This window comes from Clostridiisalibacter paucivorans DSM 22131 (genome assembly GCF_000620125.1).
Taxonomy (GTDB): Bacteria; Bacillota; Clostridia; order Tissierellales; family Clostridiisalibacteraceae; genus Clostridiisalibacter; species Clostridiisalibacter paucivorans.
Genome location: NZ_JHVL01000001.1, coordinates 19,013 through 31,704, shown reverse-complemented (window position 1 = coordinate 31,704; position 12,692 = coordinate 19,013). Strand labels below are relative to the sequence as shown.

12 protein-coding genes and 1 riboswitch are annotated in these 12,692 nt (G+C 34.8%); of the genes, 11 read left to right on the top strand and 1 reads right to left on the bottom strand.

The features are described 5' to 3' along the window. Positions 1-39: 39 nt before the first annotated feature. From Q326_RS0100160 to Q326_RS0100120, 9 genes are all read left to right on the top strand, one after another. Entirely contained in the window at positions 40-684 is a 645-nt protein-coding gene (locus Q326_RS0100160) for a hypothetical protein (RefSeq protein WP_026893525.1), read from the top strand. A gap of 69 nt (positions 685-753) precedes the next feature. Beyond that, on the top strand, positions 754-1,611 hold the full coding sequence (locus Q326_RS0100155; protein WP_026893524.1) for a class II fructose-1,6-bisphosphate aldolase: 858 nt from the start codon (positions 754-756) through the stop codon (positions 1,609-1,611). Between the two features lie 24 nt (positions 1,612-1,635). Further along, positions 1,636-2,280 carry a fructose-6-phosphate aldolase gene (gene fsa / locus Q326_RS0100150; RefSeq protein WP_026893523.1) on the top strand — a complete coding sequence of 215 codons (645 nt, stop codon included), beginning with the start codon at positions 1,636-1,638 and terminating at the stop codon, positions 2,278-2,280. A gap of 78 nt (positions 2,281-2,358) precedes the next feature. Beyond that, positions 2,359-3,357 carry a class II fructose-bisphosphatase gene (glpX, locus tag Q326_RS0100145; protein ID WP_026893522.1) on the top strand — a complete coding sequence of 333 codons (999 nt, stop codon included), beginning with the start codon at positions 2,359-2,361 and terminating at the stop codon, positions 3,355-3,357. Between the two features lie 234 nt (positions 3,358-3,591). After that, on the top strand, positions 3,592-4,575 hold the full coding sequence (glpX, locus tag Q326_RS0100140; protein ID WP_026893521.1) for a class II fructose-bisphosphatase: 984 nt from the start codon (positions 3,592-3,594) through the stop codon (positions 4,573-4,575). A 442-nt stretch (positions 4,576-5,017) separates the two neighbouring features. After that, positions 5,018-6,352 (top strand): transcription termination factor Rho, encoded by a 1,335-nt coding sequence (gene rho, locus Q326_RS0100135; RefSeq protein ID WP_431188258.1) that lies wholly within the window; start codon positions 5,018-5,020, stop codon positions 6,350-6,352. Positions 6,353-6,647: 295 nt separating this feature from the next. Further along, positions 6,648-8,336: a Na+/H+ antiporter NhaC family protein gene (locus tag Q326_RS0100130; RefSeq protein WP_026893519.1), complete on the top strand. Its 1,689-nt coding sequence runs from the start codon at positions 6,648-6,650 to the stop codon at positions 8,334-8,336. A 132-nt stretch (positions 8,337-8,468) separates the two neighbouring features. Continuing rightward, a complete protein-coding gene (rpmE, locus tag Q326_RS0100125; protein WP_026893518.1) occupies positions 8,469-8,669 on the top strand; it encodes a 50S ribosomal protein L31 in 201 nt (66 codons plus the stop codon). A 163-nt stretch (positions 8,670-8,832) separates the two neighbouring features. Next, complete coding sequence (locus tag Q326_RS0100120) at positions 8,833-9,432, top strand: thymidine kinase (protein WP_284071424.1); 600 nt, start codon at positions 8,833-8,835, stop codon at positions 9,430-9,432. Positions 9,433-9,438: 6 nt separating this feature from the next. Here Q326_RS0100120 and Q326_RS0100115 read toward each other — a convergent pair whose 3' ends face one another. After that, positions 9,439-9,837 (bottom strand): winged helix-turn-helix transcriptional regulator, encoded by a 399-nt coding sequence (locus tag Q326_RS0100115; protein ID WP_034600635.1) that lies wholly within the window; start codon positions 9,835-9,837, stop codon positions 9,439-9,441. Between the two features lie 304 nt (positions 9,838-10,141). Here Q326_RS0100115 and Q326_RS0100110 point away from each other — a divergent pair, with 304 nt between their 5' ends. Then, the gene (locus Q326_RS0100110) at positions 10,142-11,278 is read left to right on the top strand and encodes an acyl-CoA dehydrogenase family protein (protein ID WP_026893515.1); all 1,137 of its coding nucleotides are present in this window, start codon (positions 10,142-10,144) and stop codon (positions 11,276-11,278) included. A gap of 71 nt (positions 11,279-11,349) precedes the next feature. Further along, a riboswitch (FMN riboswitch) is annotated at positions 11,350-11,471 on the top strand. Between the two features lie 121 nt (positions 11,472-11,592). After that, the gene (gene ribD, locus Q326_RS0100105) at positions 11,593-12,687 is read left to right on the top strand and encodes a bifunctional diaminohydroxyphosphoribosylaminopyrimidine deaminase/5-amino-6-(5-phosphoribosylamino)uracil reductase RibD (RefSeq protein WP_026893514.1); all 1,095 of its coding nucleotides are present in this window, start codon (positions 11,593-11,595) and stop codon (positions 12,685-12,687) included. Positions 12,688-12,692: the final 5 nt, after the last annotated feature.

Here is a 12,692-nt window from a genome sequence, read left to right as displayed (position 1 = left end):
TCTATATAGAAATAGTATATATAGTGGGAGGTGTATCTGTTGGTTTTGGATACTAATATATCATTGGCTATACGGTGTAGCAATTGTGGGGAGCTAACGGTTCAAGGGTTTTCTTTGTTCCAATTTCGAACTAATGAAAATATTTATTTTAAATGTCATTGTGGTCAGTCTCATATTACTATAAAAAAAGACGAGCACAATTATTTTTGGTTTAAAATACCTTGTTATATATGTGAAAGGATACATACATACAAATATACATTAAAACAATTATTAGAGGGAAACATATTTATAAGATGTGTTGAAGGTCCAAAACTATGTTTTATTGGAGATAATATATCAACAAATGAGATAATTAAAAACTATAAAGAAGAATCCTCTAAAGTATTAAATGAACTTAAATTCTATGATTATTTTAGTAATTTTGATATAATGATGGAGTGCGTGAATAAAATAAGAGAATTACAGAATACAGGCAATATATTATGTGATTGTGGAGAGGGAAGGATAAAGATAGATTTATTTGAAGATAGAATAGAGCTAAAATGTGTTAATTGTGGTAGTATACAGTTAATTTATGCTGAGAACAAAGAAGATTTCAATAGGATTTCTAAAATAAATAAGATTATTATGCATAAGCACAGATTTGAATGTATAGATGCTATAAAGGATAAAAATAAATAATATAATTTCCTACTGGAAAGTCTTAATTTATTATAAATTATGATTATATAATGAGGGAGGTTTTTTATAATGTTAGTTTCAGGTAAACAAATATTGGACCATGCCCATGAGCATGGTTATGCTGTAGGAGCTTTTAATGTAAACAATATGGAGATTGTTCAGGCAATAATTGAGGCAGCAGAGGAAACAAAGTCTCCAGTAATACTTCAGGCCAGCCAAGGCGGACTAAAGTATGCAGGGGTAGAGTACATAGCAGAGATGTCTAAAATAGCTGCAAGGAATTCATCTGTTCCAGTTGCAATACATTTGGATCATGGTACAGATTTCAAACAGATTATGCTTTGCTTAAGACATGGATTTACATCAGTAATGATAGATGCATCTAAGCATCCTTTGGATGAAAACATAAAAATAACTAAAGATATAGTAGATATTGCCCATGCAGTAGGGGTGTCTGTGGAAGCGGAACTAGGTAAGATAGGTGGAACAGAAGATGATATAACAGTAGACGAAAGGGAGGCTACGTTTACAGACCCTGATGAAGCTGAGAGGTTTGTAAAGGAAACAGGATTAGACTCTCTAGCTATAGCGGTGGGAACTGCCCATGGTCCATATAAGGGAGAACCGAAATTAGATTTTGATAGAATAAAAGTAATAAAAGAAAGACTAGATATGCCTCTAGTGCTTCATGGTTCTTCAGGAGTTCCAGAACAGAGCATCAAAAAGGCAGTAAGTTTAGGTATTAATAAAATCAATATAGATACTAATATAAGGCAAGCATTTAATAGAGCCGTTAGAAAATTTGTATCAGAAAATCCAGATGTATATGATCCAAGAAAGATTGTAGGTCCTGCCAGAGATGAGATGAGGAAAGTAATAGCAGAGAAGATGGTTATGTTTAATTCAGCAGGAAATGCATGGAAGTAAAGCACCTAATAGGGGGTGATATAGGTGAAATTATTTATAGATACTGCCAATGTTGACGAGATTAGAGAAGCCAACGATTGGGGAGTTATCTGTGGAGTGACAACAAATCCTTCCCTTATAGCTAAGGAGGGCAGGGATTTTAAAGAAGTAATTAAAGAAATAGTAGATATAGTTGATGGTCCTATAAGTGCAGAGGTAATCAGTCTTGATGCAGAGGGTATGGTGAATGAAGCTGAAAAGTTATCTAAAATCCATAAAAATGTTATAATAAAAATTCCCATGACTAAAGAAGGATTAAAGGCAGTAAAAATCCTTAGCCAAAGGGGAATAAAAACCAATGTAACTCTAGTTTTTTCTGCGAATCAAGCATTATTAGCTGCAAGGGCTGGAGCCAATTATGTGAGTCCTTTTATAGGTAGAATGGACGATATAGGAAATAAAGGCATGGATGTAATAAGAGATATAGTGGATATATTTTATATGCATGAAATTGATACAGAGATAATAGCTGCCAGTATAAGACATCCTATACATGTAATGGAGTCAGCCAAAATGGGGGCTGATATAGCTACTATTCCCTTTGATGTATTGGAAAAGATGGCATTACACCCTATGACAGACAAGGGCATAGAAAGATTTTTAAAGGATTGGGAGTCAGTTAGTAGATAAGATAAGGGATAAGCAGAGGGGGATCTTCCTTTGTTTATCCCTATTGTCATTTAAAAACAGGAGGTAAAAAATATGTTAATGAATAGAAATTTAGCCATATCCCTTATAAGGGTTACAGAAACAGCTGCATTGGCTTCAGCTAGATACATGGGTAGAGGAGATAAGATTGGTGCTGACCAAGCAGCGGTGGATGGTATGAGAAAGGCATTTGATTTGGTTAATGTAAGGGGTACTGTAGTAATAGGAGAAGGAGAAAAGGATAAGGCTCCCATGCTATATATAGGAGAGCATATAGGTGCAGGGGGAGAGGATAGTATGGAGGTAGACATAGCAGTTGATCCTTTAGATGGAACAACTCTAGTTGCAAAGGGTCTTCCAAATGCTGTGGCTGTAATAGCTATGGCACCAAAGGGTTGTTTGCTAAATGCCCCTGACACATATATGAAAAAAATAGCAGTTGGACCAAAGGCAGCGGGGAAGATAGATATAAATGCCAGTGTAGAACAAAATATAAAGTCAGTTGCCAAGGCCTTGGATAAAGATGTAGCAGACCTTACTGTAATAGTACAGGATAGACCTAGACATTATGATATGATTAGGGAAATAAGAAAGGTTGGTTCAAGGCTAAAACTTTTTGGAGAAGGAGATGTGGCGGCAGCTATAGCAACAGGATTTGAAGATACAGGAGTAGACATGCTTATGGGTATAGGAGGAGCGCCAGAGGGAGTAATAGCAGCGGCAGCCCTTAAATGTATGGGTGGAGAATTGCAAGGTCAGCTGTACCCTATGTCTGACGAAGAAATGGAAAGATGTAAGGAATTGGGATGGTATGAAAAGGACTTGAAGAAAATTTTAAAATTGGAGGACTTAGTCAAAGGAGATGAAGTATTCTTTGCTTCAACAGGAATAAGTGATGGAGATTTACTTAAAGGAGTGCTTTATTATGGTAATAATCATGCCAAGACCCATTCTGTAGTTATGAGGGCTAAAACAGGTACAATAAGATTTGTAGAGGCTGTTCATAAATTAGATAAAACAGATATAATGGAAGACTTAATGAAAAAGCATATGGTGTAGGAGAGTCTGGAGTCGGTAGTCTGTAGCTGGTAGTCTTTTATTGAAATCCTACGGATTTCAATAAACTCCCCTAAGAACCAACAACTAACAACCAAGAACCAAGAACTAAGAGCCAAGAACTAAGAACTAAGAGCCAAGAACTAAGAACTAACAACCAAGAGCTAAATAATTGACAATATATGAAGGATTGGAATATACTATTTATAGAATTCAATGAAAAAGGAGGTCACATTTGTGGACAGAGATCTTGCTTTAAACCTTGTGAGGGTTACAGAAGCGGCAGCATTAGGTAGTGCTAGACATGTGGGTAGAGGAGATAAAATTGCAGCGGATCAAGCAGCTGTAGATGGTATGAGAAGAATGTTTGACACTATAGACATAGAAGGTACAGTGGTTATTGGAGAAGGAGAAATGGACGAGGCACCTATGCTTTATATAGGTGAAGAAATAGGAAAACGTGGAGAGGGAAGTATGAAGGTAGATATAGCTGTGGACCCATTGGATGGCACTACAGCTGTGGCAAAGGGTCTACCCAATGCTATAGCAGTGGTAGCTATAGCACCAGAGGGATGTTTACTGCATGCCCCTGATATGTATATGGACAAAATAGCAGTGGGACCTAAGGCGGCAGGGAAAGTAGATATAGCAGCCCCTGTAGAAGAAAACCTTAAATCATTATCTAAGGCACTAAACAAGGATATATCAGATATAACAGTTACTATGCTAGATAGACCTAGACATGAGGAGCTGATAAAGAGAATCAGAAAGGCTGGAGCAAGGATAAAGCTTTTTGGAGATGGAGATGTGGCAGCAGCTATAGCGGCGTGTTTTGAACACTCAGGAGTAGATATGCTTATGGGTATCGGAGGAGCACCAGAAGGAGTAATAGCAGCAGCAGCACTTAAATGCTTAGGCGGACACTTTCAAGGAAGATTGATGCCAGGGATATATAATTCTGCAGATGAAGAAATGAAACGATGTAAAAAAATGGGTATTAAAGATATAAATCAAGTACTTAATATGGAAGATTTAGCAAAGGGCAATGAAATATTTTTTGCAGCTACTGGTATAACAGATGGAGATTTCTTAAAAGGTGTTGTATATTATGAAAATAATACGGCAAAGACATATTCTATGGTTACTAGGGCAGAGACAGGCACAATAAGATTTGTAGAGGCTATTCATAAATTAGATAAAAAGCCTGCTTATGCTAAGTAGTTAGTAGTATTACTGACTATTAACTGGAATTGTTTACAAACATATAGCTATGACAGAGGTATAAAACATAAAAAAGTTAGTGGTTAATGGTTAGTGGTTAGTAGTCTAATGATGAGAACCTAGGGTTTTTTATAGTCAACTACGAACTACTAACTATTAACTACCAACTAAAACTTGTTGACTTATCCTAGATGAAATGGTAATATTACATTGATTAAACCTTTCTTTTGAACTTTCCCTTTTAATGTATTTACACAAAGTAAATAAGTTCATACACTTGAATTGTATTGATTCTACTTGCTTTTGATAGTTTATATATTTTTTCATACAATATGAAATTAACTCCTAGATTTAAAAGGGTATATCTTATTATTTTCCAGATAGCAAAGAGTTTGTTTATATAGTTAGGTTATAGTACATTTTATATTATGGAGGTATGAGTTTGAGTATTGATAATTTTAAAGATTATAAATTAGAAGACCTCAGAAATATTGCCAAAGAGTTGGGAATAAAGGGGTGCACAAAATACAGAAAGAATGAATTGATTGAAAAGATAAAGGAAGTAGGAGATACAGATAGTGTAAAAAAGATAGTAAAAAAAGAAAGACATAAACAAGGCCTACCCGATAGACTTTCTGATGAGATTGATAAAAGTGAAGATATAAATACTGCTGAAGGAATATTGGAATTACATACTGATGGATATGGATTTTTGAGATGTGAAAATTATCTTACCAGTGATGATGATATATATATATCTCCTTCTCAGATAAGAAGATTTAATTTGAGAACGGGAGACAAGGTATTCGGTATAACTAGACCACCGAAATCTGGTGAGAAATATAAGGCGTTATTATATGTAAAAAAGGTCAATGGTCTAGATCCAGACTTTGCAACCAATAGACCAGATTTTGATACCCTTACACCTATATATCCAGAGGAAAGAATAACTATAGAGACTTCTCCTAATGAACTTTCAACTAGAATAATAGATTTAATAGCACCTATAGGTAAGGGACAAAGAGGGATGATTGTTGCTCCCCCTAAGGCAGGTAAAACTATCCTTTTGAAGAAGATTGCCAATAGTATCGCGCAAAATTATCCCGATATAGAGATAATAATATTGTTGATAGATGAACGACCTGAAGAAGTAACAGATATGCAGAGATCTGTTAAAGGGGATGTTGTATATTCTACATTTGATGAACTTCCGAAACACCATACTAAAGTAGCTGAGATGGTTTTGGAGAGGGCCAAGAGATTAGTAGAACATAATAAAGATGTAGTTATACTTTTAGATAGTATAACTAGATTAGCTAGGGCATATAATTTAACTATACCTCCTACAGGCAGAACTCTTTCAGGTGGATTAGATCCTGGGGCTTTACACAAACCTAAGAGATTTTTTGGTGCGGCAAGGAATATAGAGAATGGAGGTAGTCTTACTATTTTAGCTACAGCTCTTATAGAGACAGGTAGCAGGATGGACGATGTGATATTTGAAGAATTTAAGGGGACAGGAAATATGGAGGTGCATTTAGATAGAAGATTATCTGAAAAGAGAATTTTCCCTGCTATAGATATGAATAAATCAGGTACTAGAAGAGAGGAATTACTCCTTAGCCAGAAAGAACTTGAGACTATATGGAATATAAGAAAGGCATTGGGCAATACTTCCACTGCTGATGTAGCAGAGGTATTATTGGATAGGCTGATGTCAACTAAGACCAATGAGCAATTTGTAAATATAATGAGGAGTAAGATAAGAGAATTATAAAATTAATTGGAAAAATATTATAGTTCTCAATTGACATGAAAGAATATTTGGAATATAATAGAAACGAAGATTGTCTATTATATATCAAACTTTTTTAAAAGCAAATGGATTGCTAATTCAAATTGCAAAAAATATAATACTTCTCTCTATTCTATTTGTAATATTTATACACTAGGATTCAATAGACAGTAATATTAGTAATTTTATTTACTATATATAACTGTCTTTTTTATAATAAAATTTATTAAAAAGGGGGCCTAGGGGTTTACAAAAATATTTTATAGAGAGGGATAATATGAAAAAGTTTAGAATTGCTTTATTAGTATTATTAGGTATTTTATTTCTGGCATTACCTGTTTTTGCAGAAGGTGAGACTGAAGCTAGTTTTGGGTGGATATCTTTGTTGCCGCCATTATTGGCAATTGTTTTAGCCTTTATCACTAAACAAGTATTGATATCACTATTTTTAGGGATATTGGTTGGCTCAACTATGTTGGCAGGGTGGAATCCATTTTATGGATTGTTAAGGACTATGGATAAATACATATTGGGTTCTTTATCTGATTCATGGAATGCTGCTATAATTATTTTCCTATTGGCCATAGGAGGTATGGTGGGTGTTATTAGTAAAATGGGTGGTACCCTGGCAGTGGCAGAAGCAGTAGGAAAAAAGGTGAAAAATCCTAGAACTGCTCAGTTGTATACAATATTGCTTGGTGTATTTGTATTTTTTGATGACTATGCAAATACCCTTATAGTGGGACCAACTATGAGACCACTTACTGATAAAAACAAGATATCTAAAGAAAAATTCTCATACCTTATAGATTCTACTGCTGCACCTATAGTAGGTATTGCTTTGATATCTACATGGGTTGGGTATGAAATAGGGGTAATAAAAAACATTTACGAAAGATTGGGTATTGATGCAAATTATTATGAAGTATTTTTAAAGACAATCCCATACAGCTATTATTGTGTTTATGCACTAATATTCATTTTAGTATTAGTATTAATGCAAAGAGACTTTGGACCTATGTATAGGGCAGAGAAGAGGGCAAGACTTACAGGTAAGTTGATAGCTGATGGGTCAAAGCCTATGACTAGTGATGAAATAACTAATATGGAGATAAAGAAAGATATTAAGCTAAAGGTTTCTAATGCAATCGTTCCAATTCTTACATTAATTGTTGTGGCTTTTGTAGGACTATGGTACAATGGCTATGTGTTATTGGAAGGAAATGTAGACCCATTTACTATGTCAGGTATTCGTGCTTGTTTTGGTGAAGCAGATTCTAGTATAGTATTACTTTGGGCATCTATTGTATCAGGTATAGTAGCTGTAATTATGGGAGTAGCACAAAAGATATTTACTATTGACGAAGCCATGGATTCGTGGGTAGATGGAGCTAAATCTATGGTTATAGCATGTATGATTTTAGTTTTAGCGTGGTCATTAGGTAGTGTGACTGGTGATGTGGGAACTGCTGAATTTTTAGTAGGACGAATCTCAGATACTATTCCATTTGCGGTATTACCTATAATCATATTTGTATTATCAGCGCTTGTATCCTTTGCAACAGGAACTGCTTGGGGGACTATGGCAATCGTAATACCATTGGCTGTTCCAATGGCCTATGCCTTTGTTCAAGATGGAGGCGATCCTCATATGCTTACAATTTCTTTGGGAACTGTCTTATCAGGGGCAATATTGGGAGATCATTGTTCACCTATTTCGGATACTACCATAATGTCATCCATGGCATCAGGGGCAGATCATTTAGACCATGTTAAGACACAAATGCCTTATGCCTTTACAGTGGCGGCGGTGGCAGGATTATCCTATTTAATTGCAAGTATCTTTTCAATTCATCCAATAATTATACTTATAATCGGTGTAGCTATACTTATTGGTATAGTGAGTGTATTTGGAAAATCTGTTAAAGAGGAGGATTTACTTAAGAAGGCTAGAGTAAAAGAATAAATGAGTCGAATTCCAATCTGATATAATCTTTTTCTTGCAAAGATATTTTTTACATGCTATAATGTATTAGTTGAAAAGTAAAGGATTATTATTATATAATAAAATAAAGCTATTAGGAAAGAGGTGATTTCAGTGAAAAAAGGAATTCATCCAGAATATAAAAAAGCAGTAGTTCGTTGTGCTTGTGGAAATACATTCGAAACAGGATCAGTAAAAGATGAATTAAAGGTTGAGATTTGCTCAGAATGCCATCCATTCTTTACAGGGAAGCAAAAGTTTGTAGATAAAGGCGGACGTGTAGACAAGTTTAAGAAAAAATATGGAATGGAATAATATCGATTGTATAGGGTTAGAAGTGAAATATACTTCTAACCCTTGTGTTTTGTTATAGATGACCAATTTTGTATCAATGTTCTATTTTATTAATATTTGAGTATATTGGAAATTAGACTTGGGTATCTATATACTGATTTTAAATTTGGAATGGGAGTGATTTATGGATATGTATGGCCCAAACCACCACGGGTGGATAGAAGTAGTTGTAGGTCCTATGTATAGTGGAAAAAGTGAGGAATTAATTAGACGACTTCGAAGAGCTGAGATAGCTAAACAAAATATTCAAGTATTTAAACCTAAAATAGATAATAGATATAGCATAAATGAAGTTGTATCCCATAATGGGGAAAAAATTTGTGGAGAATGTGTAGACAGTTCTAAAGAGATAATTGATTTGATTAAAGAGGACACAGAGGTAGTTGGAATAGATGAGGTACAATTTTTTGACGATGATATAATACATATATGTAGGAATCTAGCAGATAAGGGATTGAGAGTAATAATAGCAGGTTTGGACATGGACTTTAGAGGGGAGCCCTTTGGGCCTACTCCCAAACTTTTAGCTATAGCTGAATTTGTAGACAAGCTTACTGCTGTATGTATGAAATGCGGTAGCCCTGCAAATAGAACTCAAAGACTTATAAACGGAAAACCAGCAGCATATAATGACCCAACTATTTTAGTTGGAGCAAAAGAGAGTTATGAAGCAAGATGCAGACTACATCATGAAGTGCCTAGAAGAGATATAGAAACCGAGTAATGGCTTCTATATCTCTTTTTTTATAATTTTATCTAATATTTTGTCTTCCACTTCGAGGCATACTCCAAATTCTCTAGAATAAAATATACCCCATTTGTATAGTTCATATAGTAGTGGAATAATGGTCTTACCATAATCAGTAAGACTGTACTCTACTTTGGGAGGAACCTGAGGGTAAACCTTTCTATTTACTAGACCATCGGCTTCTAGCTCCCTAAGTTGTTGAGTTAACATCTTTTGAGTAATATCTCCCAGTCTTCTTTTAAGTTGACTAAATCTTAATGTCCTATTCCTCAGATGCCAAAGTATTACATTTTTCCATTTTCCTCCTATGATGTCCATGGTTAATTCCATTCCACAGGGATAATTCTTTTCTTTGACTTTTGATTGAGTTACATTTGACAAGAGATCCACCCCTTTTCTACTAAGTATCTTTATGATACTAGATATCAAATTAGGCATTATAAAGCATAAAAGTTTGTACTTAATATATCTTCATTATATACCAAACTAATATAAACCTCAACTGAAAAGGAGGGAAAAATTTTATTGATTTAGTGTGGGTAAAAGACTTTTAAAGTATCAATTAGAAATAAAGTATCATATTAAACACTATATACCTTATAAGTGCGTACTTGATATAAAGTATTAAATCAAATAAAATTAAAAATAAAGAAAATTCTAAAATATTTAAGGGGGTAATAATGTAATGGACTTTAATTTAAGTAGTGAACAACAAATGGTGGTTAATAGTGTGAAAGAACTTGCAGAAAATAAAATTAAACCTTTTGCGATGGAATTAGAAGAAAAAGGCGAATTTAATATGGATGCATTTAAAGATATGGCTAAAATGGGATTATTTGCATTACCATTTGATGAAAAAGTAAATGGGGCAAAGGACTATCTATCTTACATATTATCAGTTGAAGAAATATCAAAGGTCTGTGGGTCTACAGGAATAGCCTATTCTGTACAGGTGTCATTATGTGCCGGCGGAATAGATAAATTTGGCAGTGAAGAACAAAAAGAAAAATACTTGAAACCTTTAGCCAGTGGAGAAAAGATAGGTGCATTTTGTTTGACAGAGCCCAATGCAGGTACAGATGCTTCAGGTGTTGAGACTGTTGCTGAAAAAAGAGGAGATAAGTATGTATTAAATGGAAAGAAATGTTTTATAACAAATGGTCCATTGGCCGATGTCTATCTAGTATTTGCCAAGACAGATAAAGATGCAGGCACTAGGGGGATATCTGCCTTTATAGTTGATAGAGAATCTGAAGGGTTGTCTATAGGAAAGATAGAGAATAAAATGGGAATTAGGTCAGCTCAAGTGTCTGAAATTATTTTTGAAGATTGTGAAGTCTCAGCAGAAAATTTAGTTTTAGACGAAGGAAAAGGTTTTCGTATAGCTATGGCTGTTTTAGATGGAGGTAGAATAGGAGTGGCCGCCCAAGGTTTGGGTATAGCGGAAGGTGCTTTTGATGAAGTTATCAAATATATGAAGGAGAGAAAACAATTTGGTAAACCCATAAGTAGTTTCCAAGGGTTACAATGGATCATAGCAGATATGGATGCAAAGATTGAACAGGCAAGATATCTTGTTTATAAAGCTGCAATGGATAAACAGGAGGGTAAACCTTATTCAGTATCGGCTGCTAGGGCCAAATTAGTGGCTACAGATGCTGCCATGTATGTTACTACCAATGCTGTCCAACTAATGGGGGGATATGGATTTATGAAGGATTATCCCGTTGAAAGAATGATGAGAGATGCTAAAATTACTCAAATATATGAAGGCACAAATCAAGTTCAAAAGATGATTATAAGTGGTAATGCCTTTAGATAAAATTTTGAAAAGGTATGTTGACAGACTATAAAAAAGGTGGTATAGTAAATGTGAAAATAGAATATATTGATTAAGACCTTCAGGGCAGGGTGAAATTCCCGACCGGCGGTAAAGTCCGCGACCTCCTTATATAAGGAGCTGACTCGGTGAAACTCCGAGACCGACAGTAAAGTCTGGATGAAAGAAGGAAGATGCTTAATTATTTTGCATATTTTTTGAGCATAAATTTTGAGTATAAACCCTGAAGATATCTATATCTTTAGGGTTTTTTATTTTTATAAAAATTAGATTTACATTTTAAAGGTGGTGATTCCTTGGATGAGTTCTACATGAAAAGGGCTATAGAGTTGTCAACAGGAGGGATAGGATATGTAAATCCCAATCCATTGGTGGGGGCAGTAATAGTAAAAGGGGGAAGGATAATCGGTGAAGGTTATCATAAAGCCTATGGAGGATATCATGCAGAGATAGAGGCATTTAGAAATGCAGTAGAGGACATATCAGGGGCTACAATGTATGTGACCTTGGAGCCATGTTCCCATTATGGTAAAACCCCACCCTGTGCCGTCGAGATAGTAAATAGGGGTATAAAAAGGGTTGTAATAGGTATGGTTGATCCTAATCCCAAGGTTTGTGGCACAGGAATTAAAATCCTCCAAGAAAATGGTATAGATGTAGTAACAGGGGTATTGGAAGAAGACGTAAGGGTTCTTAATGAAATATTTGTGAAATATATAACAAAAAATAGACCATTCTGCATTATGAAGACAGCTATGACATTGGATGGCAAGATAGCCACATATACAGGAGATTCTCGTTGGATAAGTAATGAAAGGTCTAGAGAGTATGTGCATCAATTGAGACATAGGGTCTCGGGTATTATGGTTGGTATAGGGACAGTTTTAAATGATGACCCTTTACTTACAACTAGATTGACAGAGAAGGAAGGTAAGGATGCTATAAGGATTATAGTAGATACTAATTTGAGAATACCCTTAAATACTAAAATTGTTAAAACTAGTTCCAATGTAAAAACTATAATTGCAGCCAGTAAGGTAGATAAAGAAAAGGTAACTAGTCTTAAAGATATGGGCATAGAAGTATTGAAGATACCCATGAAGAATAAGTTAGTAGATTTAGATATATTGATGGACGAATTGGGAAATAGAGGTATAGATAGTGTGTTATTAGAAGGGGGTGGCACATTAAATTTTAGTGCATTATCGTCAGGGATAGTGGACAAAGTTATGGCTTTCATATCTCCTAAGATAATAGGAGGTAAAGATGCTAAAACTCCTGTAGAAGGAAAGGGATTTGAGTTTATAAGAAATGGTGTACAGCTTAAAGATACTAATATTTCTAATTTTGACGGTGATATATTAGTAGAGGGATATGTAAAGGTAGGTTGATATAT

Excerpts from the sequence above, each read along its gene's own strand:
- Q326_RS0100155 (WP_026893524.1), top strand. The coding sequence starts at position 754 with ATGTTAGTTTCAGGTAAACAAATATTGGACCATGCCCATGAGCATGGT.
- glpX (WP_026893522.1), top strand. The coding sequence starts at position 2,359 with ATGAATAGAAATTTAGCCATATCCCTTATAAGGGTTACAGAAACAGCT.
- Q326_RS0100130 (WP_026893519.1), top strand. The coding sequence starts at position 6,648 with ATGAAAAAGTTTAGAATTGCTTTATTAGTATTATTAGGTATTTTATTT.
- Q326_RS0100120 (WP_284071424.1), top strand. The coding sequence starts at position 8,833 with ATGGATATGTATGGCCCAAACCACCACGGGTGGATAGAAGTAGTTGTA.
- Q326_RS0100110 (WP_026893515.1), top strand. The coding sequence starts at position 10,142 with ATGGACTTTAATTTAAGTAGTGAACAACAAATGGTGGTTAATAGTGTG.